The sequence below is a fragment of the Rossellomorea sp. SC111 genome (assembly GCF_024733565.1).
Lineage (GTDB): Bacteria > Bacillota > Bacilli > Bacillales > Bacillaceae_B > Rossellomorea.
On sequence record NZ_JANIOC010000005.1, the window covers coordinates 216,595 to 241,015 of the forward strand.

33 protein-coding genes are annotated in these 24,421 nt (G+C 39.9%); 26 read left to right on the top strand and 7 right to left on the bottom strand.

Annotated elements, in window-relative coordinates:
- The first annotated feature begins 166 nt into the window (after nucleotides 1–166).
- The 5 genes from fosM to NQ095_RS08610 all read left to right on the top strand — a co-directional run bounded on the left by fosM (nucleotide 167) and on the right by NQ095_RS08610 (nucleotide 3,479).
- Nucleotides 167–589, top strand: coding sequence for a FosM family fosfomycin resistance protein (gene fosM, locus NQ095_RS08590; RefSeq protein ID WP_258263069.1), 423 nt, complete (start codon nucleotides 167–169; stop codon nucleotides 587–589).
- A gap of 33 nt (nucleotides 590–622) precedes the next feature.
- Nucleotides 623–1,054 (top strand): NUDIX hydrolase, encoded by a 432-nt coding sequence (locus tag NQ095_RS08595; protein WP_258263070.1) that lies wholly within the window; start codon nucleotides 623–625, stop codon nucleotides 1,052–1,054.
- An 84-nt stretch (nucleotides 1,055–1,138) separates the two neighbouring features.
- Complete coding sequence (locus NQ095_RS08600; protein WP_258263071.1) at nucleotides 1,139–2,167, top strand: serine hydrolase domain-containing protein; 1,029 nt, start codon at nucleotides 1,139–1,141, stop codon at nucleotides 2,165–2,167.
- A gap of 103 nt (nucleotides 2,168–2,270) precedes the next feature.
- Entirely contained in the window at nucleotides 2,271–2,750 is a 480-nt protein-coding gene (locus NQ095_RS08605; protein ID WP_258263162.1) for an NUDIX hydrolase, read from the top strand.
- Between the two features lie 189 nt (nucleotides 2,751–2,939).
- Complete coding sequence (locus NQ095_RS08610; protein WP_258263072.1) at nucleotides 2,940–3,479, top strand: GNAT family N-acetyltransferase; 540 nt, start codon at nucleotides 2,940–2,942, stop codon at nucleotides 3,477–3,479.
- A gap of 164 nt (nucleotides 3,480–3,643) precedes the next feature.
- Here NQ095_RS08610 and NQ095_RS08615 read toward each other — a convergent pair whose 3' ends face one another.
- Nucleotides 3,644–4,513 carry a DMT family transporter gene (locus NQ095_RS08615; RefSeq protein WP_258263073.1) on the bottom strand — a complete coding sequence of 290 codons (870 nt, stop codon included), beginning with the start codon at nucleotides 4,511–4,513 and terminating at the stop codon, nucleotides 3,644–3,646.
- 250 nt (nucleotides 4,514–4,763) lie between these two features.
- Here NQ095_RS08615 and NQ095_RS08620 point away from each other — a divergent pair, with 250 nt between their 5' ends.
- The 3 genes from NQ095_RS08620 (at nucleotide 4,764) to NQ095_RS08630 (ending at nucleotide 6,248) form a co-directional block, all read left to right on the top strand.
- Entirely contained in the window at nucleotides 4,764–5,216 is a 453-nt protein-coding gene (locus NQ095_RS08620) for a hypothetical protein (RefSeq protein WP_258263074.1), read from the top strand.
- 33 nt (nucleotides 5,217–5,249) lie between these two features.
- Nucleotides 5,250–5,582, top strand: a complete 333-nt coding sequence (locus tag NQ095_RS08625) for a MazG nucleotide pyrophosphohydrolase domain-containing protein (protein ID WP_258263075.1) — start codon at nucleotides 5,250–5,252, stop codon at nucleotides 5,580–5,582.
- 90 nt (nucleotides 5,583–5,672) lie between these two features.
- On the top strand, nucleotides 5,673–6,248 hold the full coding sequence (locus NQ095_RS08630; RefSeq protein ID WP_258263076.1) for a histidine phosphatase family protein: 576 nt from the start codon (nucleotides 5,673–5,675) through the stop codon (nucleotides 6,246–6,248).
- Nucleotides 6,249–6,305: 57 nt separating this feature from the next.
- Here NQ095_RS08630 and NQ095_RS08635 read toward each other — a convergent pair whose 3' ends face one another.
- The 3 genes from NQ095_RS08635 to NQ095_RS08645 all read right to left on the bottom strand — a co-directional run bounded on the left by NQ095_RS08635 (nucleotide 6,306) and on the right by NQ095_RS08645 (nucleotide 8,235).
- Nucleotides 6,306–6,728, bottom strand: a complete 423-nt coding sequence (locus NQ095_RS08635; protein WP_258263077.1) for a VOC family protein — start codon at nucleotides 6,726–6,728, stop codon at nucleotides 6,306–6,308.
- A gap of 79 nt (nucleotides 6,729–6,807) precedes the next feature.
- Nucleotides 6,808–7,626: a DUF6597 domain-containing transcriptional factor gene (locus tag NQ095_RS08640; protein ID WP_309137626.1), complete on the bottom strand. Its 819-nt coding sequence runs from the start codon at nucleotides 7,624–7,626 to the stop codon at nucleotides 6,808–6,810.
- 135 nt (nucleotides 7,627–7,761) lie between these two features.
- On the bottom strand, nucleotides 7,762–8,235 hold the full coding sequence (locus NQ095_RS08645) for a hypothetical protein (RefSeq protein WP_258263079.1): 474 nt from the start codon (nucleotides 8,233–8,235) through the stop codon (nucleotides 7,762–7,764).
- A gap of 120 nt (nucleotides 8,236–8,355) precedes the next feature.
- On the opposite strand from NQ095_RS08645, the gene NQ095_RS08650 reads away from it, so the two are divergent.
- The 15 genes from NQ095_RS08650 (at nucleotide 8,356) to NQ095_RS08715 (ending at nucleotide 19,553) form a co-directional block, all read left to right on the top strand.
- The gene (locus NQ095_RS08650; RefSeq protein ID WP_258263080.1) at nucleotides 8,356–8,967 is read left to right on the top strand and encodes a CGNR zinc finger domain-containing protein; all 612 of its coding nucleotides are present in this window, start codon (nucleotides 8,356–8,358) and stop codon (nucleotides 8,965–8,967) included.
- Between the two features lie 31 nt (nucleotides 8,968–8,998).
- The gene (locus NQ095_RS08655) at nucleotides 8,999–9,439 is read left to right on the top strand and encodes an NUDIX hydrolase (RefSeq protein WP_258263081.1); all 441 of its coding nucleotides are present in this window, start codon (nucleotides 8,999–9,001) and stop codon (nucleotides 9,437–9,439) included.
- Between the two features lie 412 nt (nucleotides 9,440–9,851).
- A complete protein-coding gene (locus tag NQ095_RS08660; protein WP_258263082.1) occupies nucleotides 9,852–10,706 on the top strand; it encodes a DUF2785 domain-containing protein in 855 nt (284 codons plus the stop codon).
- A gap of 12 nt (nucleotides 10,707–10,718) precedes the next feature.
- Nucleotides 10,719–11,006 (top strand): ribosome small subunit-dependent GTPase A, encoded by a 288-nt coding sequence (locus NQ095_RS08665; RefSeq protein ID WP_258263083.1) that lies wholly within the window; start codon nucleotides 10,719–10,721, stop codon nucleotides 11,004–11,006.
- Nucleotides 11,007–11,041: 35 nt separating this feature from the next.
- Nucleotides 11,042–11,566: a DinB family protein gene (locus NQ095_RS08670; RefSeq protein ID WP_258263084.1), complete on the top strand. Its 525-nt coding sequence runs from the start codon at nucleotides 11,042–11,044 to the stop codon at nucleotides 11,564–11,566.
- 72 nt (nucleotides 11,567–11,638) lie between these two features.
- Nucleotides 11,639–12,469, top strand: a complete 831-nt coding sequence (locus tag NQ095_RS08675) for a GNAT family N-acetyltransferase (protein ID WP_258263085.1) — start codon at nucleotides 11,639–11,641, stop codon at nucleotides 12,467–12,469.
- Between the two features lie 431 nt (nucleotides 12,470–12,900).
- Nucleotides 12,901–13,176 carry a hypothetical protein gene (locus tag NQ095_RS08680; RefSeq protein ID WP_258263086.1) on the top strand — a complete coding sequence of 92 codons (276 nt, stop codon included), beginning with the start codon at nucleotides 12,901–12,903 and terminating at the stop codon, nucleotides 13,174–13,176.
- 68 nt (nucleotides 13,177–13,244) lie between these two features.
- On the top strand, nucleotides 13,245–13,730 hold the full coding sequence (locus NQ095_RS08685) for a GNAT family N-acetyltransferase (protein WP_258263087.1): 486 nt from the start codon (nucleotides 13,245–13,247) through the stop codon (nucleotides 13,728–13,730).
- Between the two features lie 37 nt (nucleotides 13,731–13,767).
- Nucleotides 13,768–14,448: a phosphopantothenoylcysteine decarboxylase domain-containing protein gene (locus NQ095_RS08690; RefSeq protein ID WP_258263088.1), complete on the top strand. Its 681-nt coding sequence runs from the start codon at nucleotides 13,768–13,770 to the stop codon at nucleotides 14,446–14,448.
- Nucleotides 14,449–14,550: 102 nt separating this feature from the next.
- A complete protein-coding gene (locus NQ095_RS08695) occupies nucleotides 14,551–14,895 on the top strand; it encodes a helix-turn-helix domain-containing protein (protein ID WP_258263089.1) in 345 nt (114 codons plus the stop codon).
- Between the two features lie 78 nt (nucleotides 14,896–14,973).
- Entirely contained in the window at nucleotides 14,974–15,279 is a 306-nt protein-coding gene (locus tag NQ095_RS22570; protein WP_375162823.1) for a TIGR04104 family putative zinc finger protein, read from the top strand.
- 21 nt (nucleotides 15,280–15,300) lie between these two features.
- Nucleotides 15,301–15,873, top strand: a complete 573-nt coding sequence (locus NQ095_RS08700) for a hypothetical protein (RefSeq protein ID WP_258263090.1) — start codon at nucleotides 15,301–15,303, stop codon at nucleotides 15,871–15,873.
- Between the two features lie 30 nt (nucleotides 15,874–15,903).
- Nucleotides 15,904–16,374 carry a GNAT family N-acetyltransferase gene (locus NQ095_RS08705; RefSeq protein WP_258263091.1) on the top strand — a complete coding sequence of 157 codons (471 nt, stop codon included), beginning with the start codon at nucleotides 15,904–15,906 and terminating at the stop codon, nucleotides 16,372–16,374.
- 39 nt (nucleotides 16,375–16,413) lie between these two features.
- Entirely contained in the window at nucleotides 16,414–17,634 is a 1,221-nt protein-coding gene (locus NQ095_RS08710; protein WP_258263092.1) for a GNAT family N-acetyltransferase, read from the top strand.
- Between the two features lie 26 nt (nucleotides 17,635–17,660).
- Nucleotides 17,661–19,553, top strand: coding sequence for a S9 family peptidase (locus tag NQ095_RS08715; protein WP_258263093.1), 1,893 nt, complete (start codon nucleotides 17,661–17,663; stop codon nucleotides 19,551–19,553).
- A 100-nt stretch (nucleotides 19,554–19,653) separates the two neighbouring features.
- Here the strand turns inward: NQ095_RS08715 and NQ095_RS08720 are convergent, their stop codons facing one another.
- Nucleotides 19,654–20,289 carry a class I SAM-dependent methyltransferase gene (locus NQ095_RS08720; RefSeq protein ID WP_258263094.1) on the bottom strand — a complete coding sequence of 212 codons (636 nt, stop codon included), beginning with the start codon at nucleotides 20,287–20,289 and terminating at the stop codon, nucleotides 19,654–19,656.
- A gap of 116 nt (nucleotides 20,290–20,405) precedes the next feature.
- Here NQ095_RS08720 and NQ095_RS08725 point away from each other — a divergent pair, with 116 nt between their 5' ends.
- A complete protein-coding gene (locus NQ095_RS08725; RefSeq protein ID WP_258263095.1) occupies nucleotides 20,406–21,302 on the top strand; it encodes a LysR family transcriptional regulator in 897 nt (298 codons plus the stop codon).
- Nucleotides 21,303–21,327: 25 nt separating this feature from the next.
- Here the strand turns inward: NQ095_RS08725 and NQ095_RS08730 are convergent, their stop codons facing one another.
- Both NQ095_RS08730 and NQ095_RS08735 read right to left on the bottom strand, forming a co-directional pair.
- Nucleotides 21,328–21,684, bottom strand: coding sequence for a VOC family protein (locus tag NQ095_RS08730; protein ID WP_258263096.1), 357 nt, complete (start codon nucleotides 21,682–21,684; stop codon nucleotides 21,328–21,330).
- Between the two features lie 25 nt (nucleotides 21,685–21,709).
- Entirely contained in the window at nucleotides 21,710–22,549 is an 840-nt protein-coding gene (locus tag NQ095_RS08735; protein WP_258263097.1) for a DUF6597 domain-containing transcriptional factor, read from the bottom strand.
- 139 nt (nucleotides 22,550–22,688) lie between these two features.
- Here NQ095_RS08735 and NQ095_RS08740 point away from each other — a divergent pair, with 139 nt between their 5' ends.
- Together NQ095_RS08740 and NQ095_RS08745 are read left to right on the top strand one after the other, a co-directional pair.
- A complete protein-coding gene (locus tag NQ095_RS08740) occupies nucleotides 22,689–23,081 on the top strand; it encodes a DUF1259 domain-containing protein (protein ID WP_258263098.1) in 393 nt (130 codons plus the stop codon).
- A 349-nt stretch (nucleotides 23,082–23,430) separates the two neighbouring features.
- Nucleotides 23,431–24,273 carry an alpha/beta fold hydrolase gene (locus NQ095_RS08745; protein ID WP_258263099.1) on the top strand — a complete coding sequence of 281 codons (843 nt, stop codon included), beginning with the start codon at nucleotides 23,431–23,433 and terminating at the stop codon, nucleotides 24,271–24,273.
- Nucleotides 24,274–24,421: the final 148 nt, after the last annotated feature.

The window sequence follows — 24,421 nt, forward strand, 5'->3', positions numbered from 1 at the left end:
GTGAAGACTGTTATTCCATAAATGGGGCTTATCCACAACAGGATGAGCGCCTTTTGTTTTGGGATATTTCTTGAGAAAGTTACTCTAATTTGAAATAATTGGTATTGAGGTAAATGAATGATTTTAAAAAAAAATGAGGATTAAAACAATAGCAGAGGTGAATTTCATGAATATTAGGGGACTTAATCATTTTCTCTTCTCTGTTTCGGACTTGGAACGTTCCGTCACTTTTTACCAGCAAGTATTCAATGCTAAGTTACTCGTAAAAGGGAAAACAACAGCCTATTTTGATTTACATGGATATTGGTTAGCTCTGAATGAGGAAAAGGATATCCCGAGGAATGAAATCTCACAGTCCTATACTCACATAGCCTTTTCTATTGAAGAAAGTGATTTTGAACAGGCGTATAAGGAGTTGTCTGATTTGAATGTGAACATTTTATCTGGTCGAAAGAGAGACAGTCGTGATAAGAAATCGATTTATTTCACTGATCCTGATGGTCATAAATTTGAGTTTCATAGTGGAACCTTACAAGAACGAATAAATTATTATAAGGAAGATAAACCTTATATGGAATTTTATGAGTAGGAGTGAAGGTTAATTAAAATAGGGAGTGTTAACATGCAAGGTTATAATGTATTGATGGTTTATAACAAAGATATGGACAAGTTGTTAATGTGCGAAAGGTTGAAGAATCCTTATAAAGGATTAAGTAACTTAGTAGGCGGAAAAATTGAAAGTGGGGAAAAAGGTATAGATGCCGCTTATAGAGAGCTTCTGGAAGAAACGAATATTTCCAATGAAGATATATCACTACATCATTTAATGGATTTTAAATATTATCTTCAAAATTGTTACGTTGAAGTATATGTAGGTAGATTAAAAAGGGATGTTACGGTTACTGGCGATGAGAATATTCTTTATTGGTCTGATTTAGATCATAACTTTTATGATATGTCCTTATATGCTGGAGAAGGTAATATTGGTCATATGATAGAGCAAGTGAATAATGTTAAAGATAGCTTATTCTCTAGTAAAGACTCGCTTTCATAATGGATTGTACTAATTGTAGGCTCACTATACGTGGATACTTTCTATATAACTATATAAATATATGTTTGAAAGGAGATACTAGGCTTGATCCTTCATCACATAGACAATCCGATTTTCGCACCCGTATTTGACCACGTTAAAGCAACGTTTAACAATGTCATCTGTTCAGGAGCCTCCACCATTATCATTCATCAAGATTCCATTGTGTTAGAGCGGTACATAGGGAAGCAGTCAAGGAAAGAAGAAGCTAGAACCGTTCAGGCTGATACTCAGTTTCACGTTGCTTCAGTTAGGAAAAGCTACATCGGTTTTGCGGTTTCTTATGCATTGTATTATGGCTGTATAAACAGCATAGATGATCTGGTTTTATCCTATTCGCCTGAACTTGATGAGTACACTTGGAAAGATACAACAATAAGACATTTACTCACTCATACGCATGGATTAACACAAGAGGGAAATGGAACTGTTCGGGAGTTTACTCCTGGCTCGAACTGGTCTTATAAACAAATTGGGATCGAGGCACTGACTCGGATTATCAAAAGAACAACAGGTAAATCAGTCGCAGATATCATTCATGAAAGTGTCTTTATCCCTTTAGGGTTTACCGAATCGGATTGGTATTCAAAGAAGCACGATAGGGTGGTTGATGTCATGTTGCGTTATGAAGGGGATGAAGACTGGAAGACCAGTGAAAGCACTGAAGGAGATAAAATGAATATGTATGTATCGACCAGGGAACTCGCTTACTGGGGGTATCTCCATTTGAAGAAAGGAAAAGTGAATGGAAAGCAAATTGTTCCGAGAGAAATAATAGATATTGCCACCTCACTTCAAAGTCCATCCACCCTTCATAAAGACTTACCTCAAAACGGCTTCTTATGGTTCGTTAAAGATTTGCCCGCGAAAAAGACAGAGATAGGTCATCAAGTCCCTAAAGGGTCTTACCAAATACTTGGATATACAAATGTAACCCTATTAGTCATTCCTGAAGAGGATATTATAGCAGTTCGGATGTTTAATAGCTTTGGATCTCCAGATGGTTTTGATTACTTATCCGATGTAAGATCGTTTGGAGATACGGTTATGGCTTGTGTAAAGAATTCATCCTAATGTAGTTTAGAGGAGTAAGAAGATGAAGAAGCTTTATAAGAGTCGCACTGTGTTTTTCTAATTAATGGCAGCGATTTCAATATTTATAGAGGGAGATAAAATTATGGGATACATAGAAGAACTTAGGGAAATAGTTGGTCATAGACCTTTGATATTTGTAGGATCCGTTACCGTTATTGTGGATGAATTGGGAAGGTTGCTACTTCAACAACGAAAGTTTCCGAAAGGTGCTTGGGGAATTGCGGGTGGACTGATGGAACTTGGAGAATCTACTGAAGAAGTGGCAAGAAGAGAACTATATGAAGAAACGGGATTGAAAGTGGATGAATTACATTTAATCAATGTTTATTCAGGTCGAGAACACTTTATAAAGGCTGAAAATGGAGATGAGTTTTATGTCGTTACCGTTGCCTACTTTTCCGAGGGATATGAAGGGGAATTAAACGTAGACAAATCTGAGTCTATTACATGTGAGTTCTTTTATCCTGATGAGTTGCCCAGTAATATGGTTAAAAGTCATAAAGTAATATTGGATGATTTCTTATCTAAACATTATAGACATGAAATGCGAAAAAAGTTGTAAATGCCCTCACACAACGAGGATTATCAAGTGGAGCAACTATGCATTATCAACCTCTTGAATCCAGTACATCATCCGTTGCCATTGCTCAGCCTTTGGGATATAAGCGTTTAGGAAGGACGGTCGCTATTAGTTTAAGTGAATGAGTTACTTGAATAAACTTAGATGCCAATTACATTTGGGGGTGTATAAATGAAGATAAGAACAGTAAAAAAAGAAGAATATCGTTTTATTGAAGACTTTGTATATGAGATATTCAGGAACACCTCTTATACAGATGGAGTTCTTGAAAAAGCCTTGGTAAGGGAGATCCGGGAAAAACACTATTATATTCCACAGCTTGATCTGGTCGTTGAGGAAGAAGGAAGGATTATCGGTCACTGTATCCTTTCAAAGCTTCCAATTAGTCACAAGCATGAACATGAAATCTTGATGTTATCCCCCGTTTCAGTGGCAATGAATAAACAACGTCAGGGCGTGGGCATGTTTATGTTGCAGGAAGGAATCAAATTAGCTGCTGAAATGGGGTTTAAAGGAATCATTGTTGAAGGAGATCCTCGATATTATCAACGGTTTGGATTTAGGACATCAACTGTATTCGGGATCTATGCGTCTGAGAAAAATCTCCCGCCTTCTGTTGAGAATTTAATGGCAATGGAATTGTGTCAAAATGGTTTGGGAAATATCTCAGGTGAAGTGGATTATTCGATTTATCATTCGTTGAGACATTAGTTTGTAAAATACTCAAACATTACGTTATCCATTGTGTCAACAATCATAGACCAAAGGAAAGGGGAGGCAGTTTCCTTTGGCAACTAATTGCTTTTTTAGGGAAATTCGCTTCACAAAAATACATCAGCTCAATCACTTCAATGAGTTAAAGTAGATAAACCTTCTCAGTTTGCCTGCTTTACGCTAAGTATGGTGATCGTCACCAGGATGACCGCCATTCCCAAAATTTGAATGATGTTCAGGTGATCCCCGATTACGAGAACACCAAATAATGAAGCTGTCACCGGCTCTACCATAGCAACCATCGAAGCATTTGCCGGAGTAGTCCTCCGAATTCCATTCACATACACTAAAAATGACAGTCCGGCACCAAGAATCCCTAGTAGTAAAAACAACCCTAAATCCTTAGACGATAGTACAGCTGCTGCTTCCCCCTTGTCCGTAAAGAAAAAAAGGATGAGACAAAATGAAAAAAAAGCAATGGTTAACGTGGTGGGTGGTTTTCCATGAGAAGACGCATTTTTAAACCCGAAGATAAACAAAGCATAGGAAAGGCCGGCAGAAAGCCCTGCTAGGATTCCTAAAAAGCTCACTGAAATCGTTTTGGTATTATAGGCACCTGTAAGCAGGATAATCCCCAAAAGAACACTGGCAATACAAAACCATTTAAACCAAGTAGATTGCTCCAATCGTAATAAAAAAGAGATTAAAAGGACGAATACAGGTGCGGTGTACATTAAAGTAGCGGCAATGGCCACGCTCGAGGCCTGGATACTTAGAAAATAAAAAGTGAAGTTTCCAGCAACGCCAACACCCGCTACTAGAGACCATATCCAAGTACGAGTAGAGATGCCTCGGTTTTGACTAAAGCGAAGGAGAAACCACACGAAAAAACAGATAAACCCAACAGCCCCTCGGTAAAGTGAAATCACAATAGGATCCCAGCCCTTATCCATTAATATATCTGCAATCCCCCCACTAATGCCCCAACATATAGCGGCAAGAATAACTAAACCTATACCCGTGAATTTCATGGTGTGCCTCCTTAAGGAAAATTTAATACGAATAACTTGAGCAAATCCAACTTAATTAAAAGTAGATAAATTAAGTTGTTAACGGTAATTCCTTTTATTTTCCATGCCTAAACCTATGAAAGGAAGATTTCTTGTAAATGGGATAAATGAAACAAAAATAAAGGGTTATAGGAGGCAGGGTACATAGTACGAACGGAGAAGGTTAGTAGAATAATTGAATATCCGACAAAGTTATAAGGAAGTGGTGTGAATGCTGCATGGTGTATATGTGATTAGAAAACTATTATTTTTGGTACTGGTCATATCTGTTATTGGAGCTTGTAGCCAACAAAAAGAAAAAGACAATCCGTCTGACATGAAGCACATTACTTTGGAAGACGTAGGAACGGTCATAACGGATCAAGGATTCGAATTAGAAAAAGAAACGGATTTACCCCGTGTGAACGTCTTTATCCAAGAATTAAACGGGATTACACCTGAAGTATATAATGTAAAAGCTAATACCCTATCAGTTTATGTCTTCCCATCTGCAAGTGATCGAGAAAAAGGAATTCAACGGTTTGAAGAGAAAACAGCAACAGCAGAATTAGTGGAACATAAAGCATATGAAATGAATAATATTCTGGTGTTTTATGTAAGTGATGATGAAGATATGCAGGATAGATTGTTTGAGGCATTACAGAAATTAGATGCTCAAAATTGAAAAATTATTTTAATAAGAAAAGTGAGGATTCATATGACGCAATTAACATTCCAAGAGCTGCAGAGCTACCTGGCACTAAAATACAAAGAAGGACGTACTTCATCTGCTTTGTTTATGAAGCTAGTAGAAGAAATTGGCGAGGTAGCAGAGGTGCTTAATCAGTTAGAAGGTAGAAAAGAAAATACAGGGAATGCTTCCTTGGAAAAAGAGTTAGTTGATGTTATTCACTACGCAGTGGCCATTGCGAGTATAAATGATATTGATTTAACAAAGGCCATTATTAATAAGGATAAACAAGCTGCAGTTAAATATAATCAAGCTCCAAATTTAGAAGAATATTTAGTCGTACAAAACAAAGAGGATTAGCATAAAAAGCTGAAGGTCAATCAGTTCACCTTCTCCTTTATTCAAATAATAGGCAGTTTATAGGAATAGGAAGTAAAGAAGGGAGTACTTATGGGAATTATTTTTATCAGACACGGGCAGGGAGAACACACGCTGGATTTACCCGACAGCTTGCAAATTCAAGATCCTTCTTTGACTCAAGTTGGTGTAAATCAAGCTGAAGCACTTCAGTCTCAGCTCACACTCATGGAAAGAGATCTTGTAATCATCAGTCCAGTCAGAAGAACTTTAGAAATGGCTAAGATTTTAACGAAAGACATAAACTGTAGAAAGATCGTTAGCCCTCTAGTATCCCCAAGAATGTTTCCGCAAAATCCGGAGTGGAAGACCCTTCCCTGCGATAGGATGTTAGATAGAGAATTGATTAATAAAGAATTTCCAAGCTTTACGATTGATGAGGCACTTTCAGAAGAGCTGTGGACATCTGGTATCAATACAATGCCGGAACAAGAATTTAGTATAGTAGCAGAAACGTTTCTAACATGGTGCAAAAGCCAAGATGTTGAACATATATACATAGTTTCACACGATGGGACAATCAATTCGTATCGAGAGATCATTAGAGGAGAAAAACTGACCAGAGAAGACTTTTTAACAGACGCTGGATGGGTGAAGCAAAGTTACTAACCGTTAGAAAAAGGGGTCAGAAACCAGCACAAAAAAAAGCTGGTTTCTGCCATCTTTTTAGTCCTCTATTTCCCACTCGGGATTCCATACAACTTCCCATACATGTCCGTCTATATCGAGAAAGTGACCGGAATATCCTCCCCAGAATGTATCTTTGGCTGGATCGGTGATTTTTGCGCCGGCTGTTTCTGCTTCCAGCATCACCTGATCCACTTCTGCTTTACTGCCTACATTGTGGCCGATCGTGAATTCAGAGGGACTTCTGGGAGAGAGGGGGACATTGGCTTCTTTCGCTAAGCTTTTTCGTTCCCATATGGCCAGTTTGACTCCATTTTGCAAATCGAAGAAAGCCACTGCGCCATTCTCAAATTCCTGCCCCAATATCCCTTCAGTTGGAAGATGTAGACCGTTTTGATAAAATTCCAGTGATCTTTCCAGATCATCTACTCCGAGAGTCAGTACGGTTATTCTTGGTTTCATTGTTCGTTCCTCCTTGTTTACTGCTTCTTCCCTAGGATACTTTATTTAAAGTGAACAAACTTGTAAAAAACGGACAACATTAGGTTCGGGTAGGAAATACAATACTCGGGACTAGTCCGTAAAAATGTTTGAATTCATTGCTAAAGTGAGCTTGATCGAAATAACCGTAGTTAAGAGCCACTTCCATAAGGCTTCCATTTTGAACGGAATGAAGATTTTTCAACATACTTTGGAAGCGGATAATACGTGAGAATTCTTTAGGAGAGACACCTAATTCCTCCTTGAATACTCTTCTTATCGTCCGTTCACTGTAGCTGACCTTTTTGGCTAGTGTTTGAATGGAGTTCATTCCGTGATTCATGAAAATATTATGAAGGGATGTCTGGAGTAGTTCTGGACTCCGGTGATTACCCAAAGACCTCAATAAGAGAATTAGTTTTGTTTCAACAATATCCATTCTTTCAAGAGTCCCTCGCGCTCCTTGAATTTCCTCGGTGAATAGTAGACCTTCCACTCCCCAAACATCTTCAAGATAGACACGTCCGTCAATAAACTCTTGTACAGGAAAGTGAAGGAAACGCCGTGCGTGATTCGAGAATAAGCGGATGCCAAAAAAATGCTGCTCGTTCGTAAAGGTCAATGTTTCAAAACGCGTCATGAGTCCTGTAATGAATGCCCCTTTAGATAGCGGGGAAGCTTCTAAGTCGAAAATAATATCTACACATCCGTCTGGTAATACTCTATGAGTTTCCTGGGTATCTGGAGCATTAACATCCAAGATCCAATAACAAGCTATATATTGACTAAGAGCAGGGGTGGGGTTGTATTCCTTATATCGATTTCTAGTAATTTCTGAATGCGAAATGGAAGGGGATTGTATAGGTAGGAAAGGATTCATGACGTCACCTCGACAAGACTCTTTTTCAGACTTAATTCTAGTTTAACCATTCTAGTGAGAAAATTCATTATAACCATTATAGAGGAAAAACGATGAAAGCCCCAAGGAATGATTCCTTGGAGCTTTCTATCATGCTTATGGTTGGATTGGGACTTTAATCGCTTTGATCATCTGTCGAATTGAACCGAGATGGTAGGCGGAGTGGGCGATCGCCCCGAGCATTCCCGTTACTGTCTGTTCATCTAAGGAGTTAAGTGAGTCAATCGTTGTAAGTAGTGAGGAGTATTCTTGTTGAAGTTCAGTGGTGAATTGTGACCATGTGTTGGTGTCTACGCTCGTGATTTTCCAGGATGCTTTCCAGTCCTTGTCGGGTTCTTCTCCATTCAAATAGGATCTTGCCACCCATATATAATAGCGGGTGTGATCGGTTTGGGCGGCGATGGTCGTGCCGTTGACCGGTATCGAAGCGTCTTCTGCCGATAATCCTTCGAGGGTTCCGAACAAGCCGCTTCCAGGCTTCGATTCTGTGTACCAGCTTCCGTTTCCTTCAGGTCCTTCAAATGTTTCCTTCAACAACGTCTTAACTGCTGCCAACATCGGATTCTCCATTATAGTACCTCCTGAATTTGAAATTAACCATCTAAATCACTTTAGATGGTTATAAGTTTACCCTGGTTGTTTCTAACTGTCAATATGTATTATGATGGTTAGTGTAAAGGAGTCATGATTATGTCGGAAACAAACCCTTATATGATGGTCGGAGAACGACTATGTATGGATTTCATCAATACCGTCAGCTGGCGGGAAAGTACGGAGAAAAGGCGGGACTGGTTTACGAGTTATTCTAAGTTGGTTGACTGGTCGATCCATGCCGAAGTGTTGACTTCCTCACAGGCAGAGAATCTTCTTGTAGAAGCTGGGAAAAATCATTCTCAAGCAGAAGAAACCCTTAAGCAGGCAATCGAACTTCGGGAAGTGCTGTATCGAATGTTCAAGAGCATCTCAAAGAAAAACTCACCGAACGAACAGGATCTGGCGCGCTTCAATGACTATGTCAGCCATTTTTTTCAATCGTTGCAAGTCATCCCGGATGAGGATCAATTCACTTTGAAGTTCAAACAAACTGAGAAAAAGCTGGACACCATGCTGCCTCCCATTCTGCAATCAGCTGTAGATTTACTCATTTCAAAAAACGAGTTGGAGAGGGTCAAACAGTGTGAGGGAGACCCCTGCGGCTGGTTATTTTTCGATACTAGCCGGAATAAAAGTCGCCGCTGGTGTTCCATGGCGGATTGTGGAAATCGGGCGAAGGTGCGGCGGTTTTATCAGAAAGAGAAGTGACTATATGCCGTCACTTATAGATAGACAAACATTGGAGCGTGTAGATATGACTCCCACAAAAAAAGCTTATGGCTACGTAACTAGAATAAAAGATCGAAGGCAGCAAGTATTGGTATTTCGGCACAAGAATTTACCTGACGCAGGTATCCAGATACCTAAAGGTACAGTAAAAGAAGATGAAGACACGTATAGCGCAGTAATAAGAGAAATAAAAGAGGAAACTGGGATTCAAAGATTTGAAGTGGAAAAATTGATAACAGAAGACTATTGGGAAAATGATGATGGTGCTATGCATATTAGGTATTTTTATAAGATCCTTTGTAATGAACGTAATGATGAGTGGGAGTACAACCCAACTGGTGGAGGAGAAGAAGAAGGACTTACCTTTCAGTTTTTTTGGATAACATCTATTGAGGAAGTTGAGCTAATAAGAGGTCACGCAGACTATTTGAAGCTGATTTTTGATGAATAAGAAGTGAATCATACCGATGCAAGTGGGCTTATCCAAAACAGGGTAAGTCCTTTTTATATTTTCCATAAAAGAGAAACTGGGAAGGGAATAATGAGTATTTGTTATAGCTCATTAAAAAATATGGATTCAGAATGAGATATTTTGAAAATTCAAATCTCTAATTGCTAAAATAACCCAGTTTGTTATAATTAAATAGGAAGAAAATTGTTTAGTGAAGGAGGTTGTAAATCGTGCGTTCAATGAAACTTCATACCAGAACCATTACATTTACGATGTCCAAACCTTCTTATCGCATATAGTGAATCCTGAGATTTCTTAATCTTATTAGTATGTGGGGACTATCGTTTATTGATAGTCTCTTTTTTTATTAGGAAGAGAGCAATTGAATGAAGATCATTAGGGGGAAATGAAGATGGTGGATTTTCGATCAACTGAGTTGGTAATGGAAGAACATGAACTAAAAAAATACTTACAAGAATATAAGAGCGGACAGAAATCATGGGACGTAGAGAATCATGTTGGTCTTGTTAAATCCATGATGCATTTTATCGGATCTACGGATAGTGAGCTTAGGGATAAATTAATCTACAACACCTTTTTTCACTTAACCTTAGACAACCAATTGGAGCATGATTTATTGAGTGATCTGTTGGATTACAGTTTAAGTGACGACATGTTATTCAAAGGGATTGGTGAAAATGGCACGGATACCGTGTTTACAAGGGCGTTTAGTTCACTTGTCATCGCCGTTATTTTATACAAGGATAATGAGGATGATTTTCTCCCACGAGACGCTGTCTATAAAACAAAAGATCACTTAATCAACTATATCAACTCGGAAAATGACCTGAGGGGCTTTGTCCCCGTGAAAGGCTGGGCACATAGTATAGCCCATGTGGCTGACGCGTTTGACGAATTGATCCTCAATAAAAAAATTGAACAGAAAGATTACATAGACATGTTACCTCCACTTTGGGAGAAGATCCTTGTATCTGAGAGTGTCTATGTTCATGGTGAAGACGAGAGAATGGTAACACCGATACTCGCCATGTTAGAAAAGGGATTGGACCTAGTGGAAATAGAGCACTTACTAAAAGGAGTACCCGCTGAACTGAAACGAAGGAAAGAACAAATGAATGAAGAGAATTATTGGTTTTTAGAAGCGAACTGTAAGACATTTCTAAAAAGCTTGTACGTAAAGATAAGTTCACATGAAGATTTGATTTCTCTTCGTCGGAGTATTGAGGTGTGCTTATCTGAATTGTAGAGGAGGCAGGGGATGAAGAAGAATAAAATGGTCAGAGAATTCGTTGATTCCGAATTCAAAGTAGAAGAGGGTTACGAAGATATTATAGAATTATCCCGGGCGTGTAAGTATTCGAACTGCACTCATTTAACCGAGGAAGACTGTGCGGTTCAAAGAGCCATTGATGAAGGAAATCTTTCAGAAGAAAGATTTAACGCCTTTTTTAAAGATAAAAACGAAGCAGAATATGTCACTAAACAAAAGAATAAAACCAAGGCCATCGAGTATATGAAGAAAAGAGATTTATTTAAAAGATCTTAGATCAAAGTTGCTTAGTTGAAAAAGGAAGTGAAGCTATGTTGAAGATGCCAGAAACAAACGAATATCCCCCATATTATATGGGATATGTAAACAATGTCCCGGATGGAGAACTGCTCCAGATACTCGAAGATCAGCAAAAGGAAACCAAGAAATTGTTGAAAGACTTAAGTGAGGAAGCCGCAGAATACAAGTATGCTCCGGGAAAATGGACCATCAAGGAAGTCCTCGGCCACATAACCGACACGGAGCGAATAATGTGCTATCGTCTTCTCAGTATTGCCAGGGGAGAAAAGGGTATGCTGCCTGGATATCATGATGATGAGTATGTGAAAAGAGGACAGTTCAATCGTTTTTCACTATCGGACCTTTTACATCATCAAGCCCTTGTTCGCCAACACACCATTCTTCTTCTAAGCAGCATGGATGAAGAATCGTTGCTCCAACGAGGAAATGCAAACGGCTCAGAGGTGACAGCCCGTGCGATTGCTTACATTATCGCGGGGCATGAAAATCACCATCGAAAGTTGATTAAGGAGCGGTATTTGAGTTCGGACCATTAATTTGAGTTTAGTCGAGCGTCTCTATCCAGATAATTATATAGCAGTTTTTGTTATAAGAAAGGATGAAACCCAATGATTTTAGAGCTTGACCCGACTGAATTTAATAAATGCAAACCATTATTAGTTCAGAGGGGACTCTTGGAATCCAAAGCCGCCATTGAAGGTATGTATTCCGACCGCATATTTGTGGATGATCAATTGTCTCCTGCATCTGGATTCATATGGCTGGGAAGTAATAATGGTTTTATCTTTATTGGAAACGAAGAAAACGCAGGATTTAATAGTCAGCTTAACCATCATTTCAATACAGTCATCAAACCAGACGCCAACAGAATGGGTTTAACAGGTTTTGAAGCGATAGGAGATCATCCAAAGTGGAATAAGACGATCAACAACATATTTGGTGAAAACTTGAAAGGATACAATCAAAAAGTTTACGAATTACAAAAGGATCATTATATCCAGAAACATGAACCTCTTTTAGAACAAGGATATGAAACTGTTAAAATCACAAAAAATACTTTGGAAAACAACGGTTACGAAACATATCGTAATATTGAATTTTTACAATCGAAAGTCTTAGAGTTTTGGGCGTCATTTGAAAAGTTCTTAGATCATGGTGTCGGGTATATGGTGGTTTTTGAAAATGAAATTGTAAGCGTTTGTTTCTCAGGAGTAGTAGCTGGAAATGTGCATGGCATTGACATTGAGACGATACCACATCATCAAGGGAAAAAGCTTGCACAGAAGGTAGCGCATGCTTTTGTTCAAGATTGTTTAGAGAATGAGATTATTCCGTATTGGGATTGTATGGAGATTAATGAACCTTCTGTATCAGTTGCAGAAAAGTTAGGGTTTCGGAATAAGCATAATTATATGTGGTATCGTGTCCCGTTTGAATGAATTTCTTTATGAAGGACCCTTTCCTATCTGCGTTTATGTTCAGGTCCTTTGATTAAGATAATAGCAGTATTTTTTACTTCGATTTTTTAGAGTAGGTAACAGGGACGAGAGGAAAAAGAAATGAAGGGGGAATGTTATGAATGTATATATGCAAAAGTGGGAGAAAACGAGGAGAGGAGGAAAGTTTAAATATATCCTATTTCAGTAATTAATGACGGGCGGCGCTTGTTTTCTAACTTTCATGTTGTTTAAGGTGGTCTTTAATACCGAATCACCAGTAGGCGTGTTGATTTATCAATCTATCATAATCGGCTTAGTAATATCGATTATTTCCTGGATAGTAAATGAGAAAAGGTATAAAAAGTATCTAAAGAAGTAATAGAGGCGGTAATATTACTTAGGTATGCTTAACTCGAAAGGGGGACGTTTCCATGTGGTGGCAGTACTATGGGGATGCAGTGATTGCAGTATCAGTGTTGACAGCAATATTGATTCTGAGTTCGATTCATTTCTTCATGGCGAAAAGTAAAAGAGGGTTCATTCTTCCCTTATCCATATCCATTATAGGCTATATATCCTTTGTAACAGGTATCGTCTTTATTAGAGGATTTGAAGGATTAGGGTTCATGGTATATGGGGTGATCATTATGGGGATTGGTCTCTTATATTATCTGGGTGTCGGAGTCTATAGGAAGATTAGATATTAATAACAATATGGGGTATAGCTGAATCGCTTAACAAGCATCAGCCTACATAATAATAAGGGGTGAAGCCATTGTTGACCACAGAAAGATGCGAATTACATAGGTTAAAGGAAAGTGACTCTCACCATATCAAAAAATTATACGACAACGAGCAGGTACGAAAATATTTAGGTGGAACCGTTAAGGAAGAATCATTTAAACAGCGATTTCATGAAATGATCCATTCACCCAATAAGGAACATCATTGGACTATTTTCAATAAAAGTTCCAAGAAATTTATCGGCCTGGTCTTCCTTGATACCTATCATGACGGAATTCACACTGAAATCGGTTATCAATTGTTACCTGAATTCTGGGAGAGGGGCATCGGCAGAGAAGTCATTAATAAGGTATTGCATTATGGGATTCATACCATGGAATTAGACAAAGTCATGGCCGAAACACAGTCACAAAATAAGGCGTCTTGCAAACTATTACTGTCAGTAGGGATGAAGTTGGAGAAGAAGATTCAACGCTTTGGGAATGAACAATCCGTTTTTGCCATTTTGGGTTCTTGATTACATATGAATACTTAAGAAAATAGTAGGTGAAAGCATGAGTTTATTAAAAGGTAAAAAGATCCTGATAACAAGCGGAGGCACGCTCGAGAAATGGGATACGGTTAGGGGACATACTAATTTAGCAAAAGGGACAATGGGGTGTTATTTAGCGGAAGAAGCGTTGAGCCATGAAGCAGAGGTCATTTACTTACACGGCTATTTTGCAAAGCTTCCTGAAAACCATGGGAACATGCGATTGATACAATTTGAGGGCATTGAAGATTTAGGTGAGAAAATCAAATCGATTGTACAATCTGAGCCTATTGATGTGGTGATCATGGCAGCTGCCGGATCGGATTGGGTAGTCGATAAAATATTGGACCAACGAGGGAATCCGATTTTGGAGACAGGAAAAATTACGAGTGATGAACCCCCGATCATTCATTTTAAAAAGGCCCCAAAAGTATTATCAAAAATAAAAAAATGGAATCCAAACGTCCTACTTGTCGGATTTAAATTAGAGCATACAGATGATCATGAGTACTTATTCGAACGGGCTAACCTTCGGATGGAGACGTCCAATGCAACATTCATGGTTGCGAATAAAACGGGGTCTCTCTATGGTGAAAATGCAGAGCATTTTATTGTTTCAAAATGTCAGCCTCCCCAAACGTACATAAGTAAAAAAGATACAGCAGAGGGGTTAATGGGGTTACTTGCAGGTCGTGTAAACTAAATAATAAGTTATATTCATAAGAAAGTGAATATTGCCATAAGTAAAAAGGTTTGAAATAATGGTTATTTTTGGAAGATGATTCTTTACTGAAAGGCGGATACGATGAAACAACGATCAACCAACATTTCTCTCATCAGTTTAGGTGTATGTATTTTAACTGGGGCATGGATGATTTCGAATGCCTTACAAAAAAGTGACTCTCACAATACAGATGATCAGGTTACAGTAAATATGAATTCAACAGAGGAACCTCAATTATTGAGTTCAATGGAATTACAAAAATATTTAGGCATAAGCGACGAAGAATTAGGAAAAATTTATCCTAAAACAGAAGATGGCGTTGTTACAAGTAATATTCCTTACATAAAAATCGGATATGAGTACTACTTTCCTGTCAAAGCGATTGATCGATGGTTAGAGGAGACGGAAGGTAAAACCTTTCAGTGACACTGGGCTCATTAAACAGCTGAAGGTTATTTCAATGAGATTCAGCTTTTCACATTTTTTTAAAGGGGGAATGAGATTTTGCAGCACTGCGAGAATTGTCATACCCAATTCCAATGGAAAAAGGTCTACCGCTATTTATGGGGGCCAATCATAAAACCGTTCCGCTGTCATGCATGCAATCAAGAGCACTTGATAACGATGAAGGCTAGGTTCATGCTTAGTCTGTTGTATTTACCGACGACACTCTTTCTCCTGTTCCTTCCTCCATTCCAAAACATTTTATTGAATCTTGGAATTGGAATTCTATTACTACTTATCAGCTCCCTTTTGAGTCCATTCGTAGTGAGGTTCAAACTTGATTATACCAATGAATCAAGATTTTGACGGGGCTATGTCAAAGAAAGGATGTTTACTATTAAAAAAGGTATTTTGTTATCTGTATTCACCCTCATCGCTATTTTGGCCGCATGTTCTGATAAGCCCACATTTGAAGAGTTCTTCCATAAAGAAATGAAGGAAAATGCAAAGGAATATGATAAGGAAGTGAATTATTCCTATTCTCTCATTCACAAAGAGGAAGAGGTCATCCAACCAAACGATGCAATTGCCGTATTTACAGAACATAATCCCCGGGGAGACCAAGTCTTTATCGCTTATTTCAAACAAAAAGAGGGTCAATGGGAATGGAAGCAAACAAGGGGAGCTGAATGGGATACGCCTGTAAAATGGTCTGCCATGCATCAGAAATCGTATATCTATTCCGGTGCAATCAGTGACTCTTCCATAAAGGAAGTATTTGCAGGGAGAAAGAAAGCCAAAATCATTGAGGTGGAAGGCGATAAACAATTTTGGTATGCCGTCAGTGATAAAAAAGATGTCGAAGTGAAGATGGTCATGGAAGATGGAACGCAAGAGGCGGTTGAGGAATTAGATGATAAGATGCTGGAGGAATCGACTGAGCGGTTTAATAAAAGGTGAAATATTAGTGCCATCATGGAGGAGAATAGATTGAATATACATATCCGAGAAGCCACCAAAAACGATTACGATGCGGTTCATCGAATCCAAAGACAAGTGCACGAAATGCATACAGAGAAAAGACCAGATCATTACCGGATCGCAGACACCACGTTAGACCAGGAGTATTTTAACAGTTTAATAGATGGAGAAAACACGAAGGTATTCGTATTAGAAGAAGACCAGCCCATCGCCTATACCATCATCACGGTCAAGAATACCACTGAAAGACCGATTCTCATTCCTAAGAAAGTGGTCTATATGGACGACTTTGGTGTGGATCAGACGTTCAGAGGAAAAGGCTTGGGGAAAGTATTCTTCGGGAAAATAGTGGAGTACGCAAAGACGATAGAGGCCGATTCACTGGAATTAGGTGTATGGGAGTTTAACGAAGATGCAATTAAATTCTATGAATCCATGAATTTAAAGACTAAATCAAGGCTGATGGAAATCCGTTTATAAGATTCTCACAGGCTTTCAGAATTAGGGAGGGACTTCAAATTGAAGGAAATAAAGGAGATCGATCATTCTTCATACGAATCATTTTGTTCACTTGCCAATGGGGCGTTCCCTGGTTTAAATGCCGACCAATGGCTGCAGGGGCATATCGAAGAAACACCGAGCGAAAGCTTATATGGGTTGTTCAAAGGGAAGGATTTAGTGGCTGGCATGAGGTCATTTCTATTTGAAATGAACTTGAACCAAACCACCATTCCTGTGGGCGGAGTCGGGATGCTTGCCGTTGATTTGTTACATAAGAAAGAGGGAAATGCGTATCAACTAATCAAGTATTTTTATGAGCTTAATACGTCCAAAGGTCATCATCTTGTGATGCTATATCCGTTCAACGTTGCATTCTATAAAAGGATGGGATTTGGAATGGGGACACAGGTTTATCAATATTATGTCAGCCCATCCTCTTTTCAGAATGCTTCCAGTAAAGAGCATTTAAAACAATTAAGCTATGAAGACAGAGAACTCATTCTGGATTGTTACAATCGTGTCTATCAAAAAACGCATGGGATGACGAAACGATTTCCAACGGAGCGGGAATTGAATCGACCATTTAACTTTGGAAAAGTGGTTGGTTTTAAACAGGATGATCAAGTACTTGGTTATGTCTTGTATGAAGGCAAGGGGAAGGACCTTTACATTCATGAGCTATTCTTTGAAACAAGGGAAGCGATTGAAGAATTATCTACTTTTTTACATCAACAGGCCGATCAATTTAAACGAGTCATCATCAATTCTAACCAAGATGATCTCATTCACTTTCTGAGTTCACCTGAAAGTGGGGTGGACACCATGCTTGATACGGCGCCTTCTGTTGACAATAAGCATATAGTGAACCTTGGGGTTGGTGTGATGTACAGGGTTATCGATTGTAAAGGGTTATTATTGGAGCTGTACGAGAAGAAGCACCGATTCGGCAATACTTCAATAACGGTAGGATTTGAAATACAGGACGACCTGCAAGATGACGAGTCAAAGAACTTCACCGTGACGTTTTCAAATGGAGAGATTCAACATTTTCATGAACAGTCAGTCGATACTGTCGTGCAAATGGATATTTCTGAGTTTTCTTCGATGATCATGGGGGCTGTGACTTTTCGCTCTTTATATAAATGGGGCAAAGCAGACATATCGAATCCAGCCTGCGTGAATCAAGTCAATGACCTTTTCCACACGTCTGAAAGACCGGTATGTACGAAAGCATTTTAAGTAATTCAAGATGAAGGGGTATCTGAATGAATAAGAGTGATACATATTTAAATATTGAAGAGCTTCTTTCCATACCTGCCATATCAGACTTGCACATAAGTGAGGATGGCCACCACGTAGCATTTGTCAAAAACACGGCTGACTGGGAAGAGAATACATATAGGAATTCCATCGTGATATATGAAAAAAACAAGGGGGAATGCATCCCATTCACAGAGGGGATATCCCCACTATGGTCGCCGGATTCCAACCGTTTAGCCTATCTTTCAGATGGTGACGGGAACTCGGGGAATCAAATCTTTGTGGAGGGGTTCAATGGTGAAGGAAGGGTTCAAGTCACGGATGAGAATGATGGGATCATTCAATTCAACTGGCATCCTTCGGGCAAGGGATTTTACTATGTTGCACCAGCACCGGAATCTAAGGAAATCAGGAAGCGCAGGGAGAAATATGGAGAATTCCACTATGCAGGCAAGGATTATCGAAATCATTGTTTATGGTACGTGGATTTAATTGAACATGTCTCGTATCCACTGACGGACAGCAGGGGTTGTCACATCCAAGAATTCGATGTTTCATCCGATGGGGAAAAGGTGGTGTTTATGGCTACGTCAAGCCCGGATGGGGAGGATGGTCAAAATCGAGAACTCTACCTACTCAATCGCCCAAGTGGGGAATTGCGCAAGCTGGATGGAGATAAGGTAGTGGGAGGGAGCGTTTGCTTTTCTCTTCAAGCTACGAAAATCTGTTACACGGCAAGCATACGGGAGAAAGAGTACTATAAGACACATATCATGGACAGTACCCTCGTAATCTATGATTTAACGAATGGTGAGCGGATTCAACCATTGCTGGACTTTGATCATGCGGTTGTTCCCATACGCTGGACAGCTAAAGGGATTCTACTGATGTGGCAGGATAAAACGAATTATCGTATAGGGTTATTATCTGAAGATGGGAAGTTGGACATGATAAGTGGAAAATCGGATGGCTGCATTATGGAAGCCTCTATCACAGGGGATGGAAATCATCTGGCCTATCGTAAGGCTGCACCCAATGAAACATTCGAAGTCTATGCTAATGGTGAAAAAATCACCAATGTGAATGATCTTCTCCAGGGGAGACGTACAAGTAACAGGGAGATCATCTCATGGAGCAGCAGTGATGGCCTTGAAATAGAAGGAGTTCTAACAACCCCGAAAGACGTTGACTGGAATAAAAAACACCCTTTATTGGTCTTCATCCATGGCGGTCCAGACTGGGCTTCTTTCCCCATCCACTCAAGCTGTTTCAATGAAAAATATCCAGTTGAGTTTTTTATTGACAAGGGCTTCATCGTTTTGGAACCAAACTACAGAGGTAGTTCAGGATATGGGAATGACTTCTTAAAGGCGAACTATCGAAACCTGGGAATCGGTGACTGCGAGGACGTGATATCCGGTGTCGATGCACTCGTGGACCGGGGGATTGTAGATCAAGATCGAGTCGGGGTGATGGGCTGGAGCCAGGGTGGATTCATCTCAGCATTCTGCTCTATCTATAGTGATCGATTCAAGGCTGCCTCAGTTGGAGGTGGAATAAGTAATTGGGTCACGAATTACGTGAATACAGATCTGCCTTCCTTTATCAGGATGCATGTAGGAGAAACACCGTGGAATGACCCGGAAATCTATGCCAAAGCTTCACCCATGACCTATATCCAATCTGCCTCTACGCCCACCTTGATCCAACATGGTGAAAAGGATGCAAGAGTCCCCATTCCCAATGCTTATGAACTCTATAAAGGACTCAAGGATATGGGAGTCGAGACAGAATTAGTCGTATTTGAAGGTATGGGATACAGCTCTGACAAACCAGGAATACACCGGGCTATTATGGAGCAGAATCTGGGGTGGTTTTTAAAGTGGTTGGTTAATTAGAAACAGATCGGAATTATCAATTTATATAAAAAAGCCATGGGGACAGGTCCGTTGTGAACCAACGTACCCGCCCCATGGCTTTCTATTTCTGAATATCGAGTCATAGAATTGATGATTTGACCCCACATACAGCTACCGTATGATACCCACGCGACTCGGGTCCTTCCAACACGCGAAGGTCCATAAACTTCAATTGTTCCATAATCGGGAGCAATTCACTTTGGATCATCTTCTTGATTGAATCCCAGTCTTCTCCGTCCTTGCCATCGCAAAGCGTGATCATGACGGTTCCTCCAGGAGACAACACTCTTTCAATTTCCACCAATGATTTGAACAGGTCCTCCCAGAAGTAAACAGAATGGATGCTGAAAACGGCTGTGAATTCTTCATCAGGGAAGGGCATTTCTTCTACACTTCCGTGAGCTAGTGCCATTCTCTTTTGTTTAATGGCATTTCTGTTGCGTAATGCAGCTGACTGGAGAAGGGTTTCTGACAAATCCAATCCGGTGACATTGTGACCTCCATTCAATGAAGCGATCTGTTTCATCGCAAATCCTGCCCCGCATCCTATCTCAAGGATCCGTTCATTTTCCTGAAGCTGAAGATGCTCGATGGTCCAGAGGGTTTCAGGCTTATGCTGGCGGATCATCTTCTCTCCGATGAACCATCCGAGCACTCCAGCGGGCCGGCTGTACTGGGTGTCCATGAGGTGCTGGAATTTTGCTTTTACATTCATTAAACGCCCTCCTTTTATTTATTGTGTACTTACACTATAATTTTCTTATAACTATTAAACAATCCTATATTACTTATAGTTACTATAAAATATTTTTATAATAAGGAGAGGTGAAATTGGAAATCAATCAGCTGATTGCATTTGAGCTTGTTGCGAGGCTCGGTTCATACAGTAAGGCATCTAGATACTTGGACGTGTCACAGCCTACTGTCAGTTTGCGGATCAAAGAGTTAGAGAAAGATGTCGGGGGATATCTATTTGTCAGGGCAGGAAAACAGATGAAGCTGACGGATTTGGGGAAAGGTTTCCTTCCCTATGCCAGGCAGGCTCTCGAAGTATTGCATAAAGGGCGAAAAAGGGCGTTGTCAATCAAAGAAGGTAAAAGAGGGGAGATCACGATCGGAACCCTTCCCACATTTACATCGGGACATTTTACCTCGATTGTGAGGGAAATGTACTCCACATTTCCAGATATCCAGATAGCCATCCATACCGGTCATAATCAACAGATCATCGACATGCTTTATGATGGAAGCGTCAAGCTGGGAATGATCACTTCTCCCTACTTTAATAAAGATTTGAAAAAGCTTTTTAGTATAAAAGAACCCCTGATCCTCGTTGCCCGCCGTGATCAGCCATTAAGCGGGATGGAGGATGGGAGTTATAGGGTAGAGGACATTTTTGAAACGAGCAAACCATACATCATGACGGATTGGAGCGAGGAGAGTAAGCATTGGCAACGAACCCATATGTCATTCGGGAGTGACGCGATCGAATTGCCGCCTGCTACGGCACTGGAATTTGTCCAGAACTACAGGGGAACCGCGCTTCTTACAGAATCAATGGTTTCTGCCTTCTTAGAAGAAGGAACATTGGTTCAGCTCAAACCAAACGATATGCCGGATCTCTATAGGGAAATCGCCGTAGTAAGCCTGGATAGCGAACTGTCCCTGCCTCCAGCTGCCCGGCGTTTTTTGGAAACGGTGAGGTCGGGGTCTTGGGGACAGGTCTAGAGCGGGAGCATTTCCCGCTCTGCCTTTATCCATCTAATTCCTCAAACAACCCAACTGAATTACCATACGGATCGCTAAACGTACACCAGGCTGCCGGTACTCCTTCCCGGGTTTGGACTTCCTCTATTGTCGTATTCAATGATTCTATCAATCTCTCACGTTCAGAATAGATATCGTGCACACCTAAACGCAACGGACCATTCCCGACTGCAGGCTTTCCCTTTGCCACTTGCAGCCACGCATTTTTTACAATTTCCCACTCGGCAAAATCCTCATGGGGGATAAAGTCAGGATCCCGATTGAATAGCTCTTTATACCAATTTAGTCCCTCTTCATAATCTGTGACTCGAATCTGGAATGTGACTCCAATATGTGTTTTCATTCTATTACCTCCTTATATGCTTACGTTAAATGTTATCGGAAGAGTGAAAGACTGTATTGTAAAAATCGGACACTTTCAGGTGAGAAGGATTTTTTCCTGTTCGCTTCTTGAAATCCTTTATGGAGTGGGATTGGTCATAGTACGCCTCAGCAAAATCACTTCTGGATGGATGCCTCACCCAATCATTCAAGATGGATTGAAAGCGAATGACCTGACTGAACTTCTTCGGGCTCAATCCGATGCGTTCTTCAAACAGGCGATTCATCTTTCTGCTCCCAATGACTTCTTCTCTGCTGATTTCCTCCACAGTCGCTGTTCCACGCCTGGACACAATTTTAAATAAAATATTATTAAGAGTAGGGTCCTGTCTTAAATGAACCTGATCTTCTAAAGCTTCAGTGAAAATCTCATCACAACCCGAAATCATCTCAGCAATACCCTTTGCATTCTGCAGGTGATCACTTAGCTGTTGAATGAAAGAATTGTTTAATAGATTTAAATCGACCATGGATTGAGCAGTAGATTTGGCGGTCTCCCTAATAAAATAAGCAGAACTCCCAGGATAAAATCTTATGCCAAAGGTAATTTTATCGGGATTATACTCTCCTGACGTACGAAAATATCCATCAAAAATTCCGTAGTATGTAAGGGTGCTCATTTGATGCAGACGTTCGTATTCAAATAAGATATCGGTGCATCCGTCTGGAATGATGTCATATGAATATCGAGGAGCTTGCTTCTTATAGGGGGCGGCAAGCCAATAGCAACAAATATAGGGGCGGAGAAAAGGTGCAGGTTGAAATTCCTTATATTCCGTATAGGGACTTGGCATGATGGTTGGTCGGAAAAAATTAAAACGTGTCATACAAAACACCTTCTTATTTCTATTCGTCTACTATATTACATTCAATTCAAAGATCTATTCTCCTCCCATTGTTTTCCCAAAACATTGCATGTTCCTATCTTTTTAGGAATAGAGTGAAACAAAAAGGGTGATTCAGTTTATGAACCATTTTCATGAATTGTGCACGGAGTACGGCAGAATTCTGCAGGGAAAAGCCAAGGTGCAAAATGGGGTATGTTCCGTATCGATCGATCGACATTTATATATAATGATACAGGGAAGGCAAAGCAAAGGGGAGCTGAAGGCAGGATTTTCGTTTGAGGCACTTGATACAGAGGGACACGCATTGAATCTCGGGGAGGTTGTCTTGTTGGAAGAAGAAATCCCTGCATTCTCGAAACTGCTTATCCAAAAAGGATTAATCATCAGCGCTCTTCACAATCATTGGCTCTTTACCAATCCCGATATTATGTACATCCATTTTCAATCCGTGGAACCTCCACTGAGTTTTGCCCATAAGGCTGCTGAGGCTCTTTCTGTTCTAAAGAAATAAAGGTTCTTTCATTTCTAGGAATGATGATGAATTCCAGAGGGTTACATATTCACTTCCCGCATTTATAAAATGATCCTAATTTTTCGAAACTTTTATCTTTCATAAGACGTATATCATACTAGAACAACGGCTTGCTGAGTCGGCTCAAAAGAAGTTTAAGTTCGCGATTACAAATAGCTATAGATGACGATCTGCAGCTGTAACCTTTAAAAATCAAAATAAAACAAAAGTTAACAGAATAATTGAAACTATTCCATTTTGGCTTCCGTCTAATAGGTAGTAGTGTTTAAGAAAAAATACCCAATACATTAAAAATAATGATACAAAAAAAGAGAATGGGGGAGAAAGTATGTGGCAACAAAAGCTGATTCAAACAAGTAGAGGAGATTTCGAAATCTTTGAGGCGGGAAAAGGAGAACCATTATGTGTGACTCATCTGTATAGCGAGTTTAACGAGCGGGGTTACCACTTTGCTGACCGGTTTGTGGAAGACTATAAAGTGTATCTTGTCAATTTGAAAGAAACGGGGAATAGCACTGAGATTCAGGATGAAGACGAGTTAAGTATGAGTGAAACCAGCAAGGATCTGGAAGCGATCCGATCAGCTTTGGGATATGATAGCTGGAACTATGCCGGCCATTCCACAGGCGGGATGTTGGGGCTGGTTTATGCTGCTGATCATCCGGATTCTCTGAACCGATTAATTGTAGGCGGGGCCTCAGCTACCAAGGAGTATGTGAATGATCAGGAAAGTATTTACTGCGATGAAAATCCGCATAACGATCGATTGAAAGAGGTATTTTCCATCCTCCAATCCGATAATGCAACAAAAGAAGAACGGGTACATGCAGGCAGGGAATGGACGAAAATGTCTCTGAATGACCCAGGCAGATATGATGAATACTTTTCTAAGCCAAGCAGTGGAAAAGTGGTGCAGAAACGGTTGGAGTATTATGCTTTGAACGAACTGCCAACATACGATATCAGAGAGGATATTTCGAACATAAAAACCCCGACAATTGTTTTCTGCGGGAAACACGACTCTCAATGCCCATTTGTGTATTCGGAGGAAATTTTTAATCTTGTACCGAATTCAACATTTTATATTTTCGAGAATAGCAATCATTCCCCTCATTTAGAGGAACAAGAAAAATTCAGTGAAATGGTGAAGGATTTTAGCTGTTTGGTCTAAATACCTATAACTTTGGTGCATTTCTTTATTGGAAATGCACCTTTTCTATACTTTATTAGGGAAAACACAATTTTAGTAGTATGTAATCACCTTAGGTTTTCCGTTTTATTCTACTGGAAATAGAAGCCTTTATAACGTCTTTGAAAGA

Coding starts and splice junctions, on each gene's coding strand:
- fosM (WP_258263069.1), top strand. CDS start 167: ATGAATATTAGGGGACTTAATCATTTTCTCTTCTCTGTTTCGGACTTG.
- NQ095_RS08595 (WP_258263070.1), top strand. CDS start 623: ATGCAAGGTTATAATGTATTGATGGTTTATAACAAAGATATGGACAAG.
- NQ095_RS08605 (WP_258263162.1), top strand. CDS start 2,271: ATGGGATACATAGAAGAACTTAGGGAAATAGTTGGTCATAGACCTTTG.
- NQ095_RS08610 (WP_258263072.1), top strand. CDS start 2,940: ATGAAGATAAGAACAGTAAAAAAAGAAGAATATCGTTTTATTGAAGAC.
- NQ095_RS08615 (WP_258263073.1), bottom strand. CDS start 4,513: ATGAAATTCACGGGTATAGGTTTAGTTATTCTTGCCGCTATATGTTGG.
- NQ095_RS08620 (WP_258263074.1), top strand. CDS start 4,764: ATGCTGCATGGTGTATATGTGATTAGAAAACTATTATTTTTGGTACTG.
- NQ095_RS08625 (WP_258263075.1), top strand. CDS start 5,250: ATGACGCAATTAACATTCCAAGAGCTGCAGAGCTACCTGGCACTAAAA.
- NQ095_RS08630 (WP_258263076.1), top strand. CDS start 5,673: ATGGGAATTATTTTTATCAGACACGGGCAGGGAGAACACACGCTGGAT.
- NQ095_RS08635 (WP_258263077.1), bottom strand. CDS start 6,728: ATGAAACCAAGAATAACCGTACTGACTCTCGGAGTAGATGATCTGGAA.
- NQ095_RS08640 (WP_309137626.1), bottom strand. CDS start 7,626: ATGAATCCTTTCCTACCTATACAATCCCCTTCCATTTCGCATTCAGAA.
- NQ095_RS08645 (WP_258263079.1), bottom strand. CDS start 8,235: ATGGAGAATCCGATGTTGGCAGCAGTTAAGACGTTGTTGAAGGAAACA.
- NQ095_RS08650 (WP_258263080.1), top strand. CDS start 8,356: ATGTCGGAAACAAACCCTTATATGATGGTCGGAGAACGACTATGTATG.
- NQ095_RS08660 (WP_258263082.1), top strand. CDS start 9,852: ATGGTGGATTTTCGATCAACTGAGTTGGTAATGGAAGAACATGAACTA.
- NQ095_RS08665 (WP_258263083.1), top strand. CDS start 10,719: ATGAAGAAGAATAAAATGGTCAGAGAATTCGTTGATTCCGAATTCAAA.
- NQ095_RS08670 (WP_258263084.1), top strand. CDS start 11,042: ATGTTGAAGATGCCAGAAACAAACGAATATCCCCCATATTATATGGGA.
- NQ095_RS08675 (WP_258263085.1), top strand. CDS start 11,639: ATGATTTTAGAGCTTGACCCGACTGAATTTAATAAATGCAAACCATTA.
- NQ095_RS08680 (WP_258263086.1), top strand. CDS start 12,901: ATGTGGTGGCAGTACTATGGGGATGCAGTGATTGCAGTATCAGTGTTG.
- NQ095_RS08690 (WP_258263088.1), top strand. CDS start 13,768: ATGAGTTTATTAAAAGGTAAAAAGATCCTGATAACAAGCGGAGGCACG.
- NQ095_RS08695 (WP_258263089.1), top strand. CDS start 14,551: ATGAAACAACGATCAACCAACATTTCTCTCATCAGTTTAGGTGTATGT.
- NQ095_RS08700 (WP_258263090.1), top strand. CDS start 15,301: ATGTTTACTATTAAAAAAGGTATTTTGTTATCTGTATTCACCCTCATC.
- NQ095_RS08715 (WP_258263093.1), top strand. CDS start 17,661: ATGAATAAGAGTGATACATATTTAAATATTGAAGAGCTTCTTTCCATA.
- NQ095_RS08720 (WP_258263094.1), bottom strand. CDS start 20,289: ATGAATGTAAAAGCAAAATTCCAGCACCTCATGGACACCCAGTACAGC.
- NQ095_RS08730 (WP_258263096.1), bottom strand. CDS start 21,684: ATGAAAACACATATTGGAGTCACATTCCAGATTCGAGTCACAGATTAT.
- NQ095_RS08735 (WP_258263097.1), bottom strand. CDS start 22,549: ATGACACGTTTTAATTTTTTCCGACCAACCATCATGCCAAGTCCCTAT.
- NQ095_RS08740 (WP_258263098.1), top strand. CDS start 22,689: ATGAACCATTTTCATGAATTGTGCACGGAGTACGGCAGAATTCTGCAG.
- NQ095_RS08745 (WP_258263099.1), top strand. CDS start 23,431: ATGTGGCAACAAAAGCTGATTCAAACAAGTAGAGGAGATTTCGAAATC.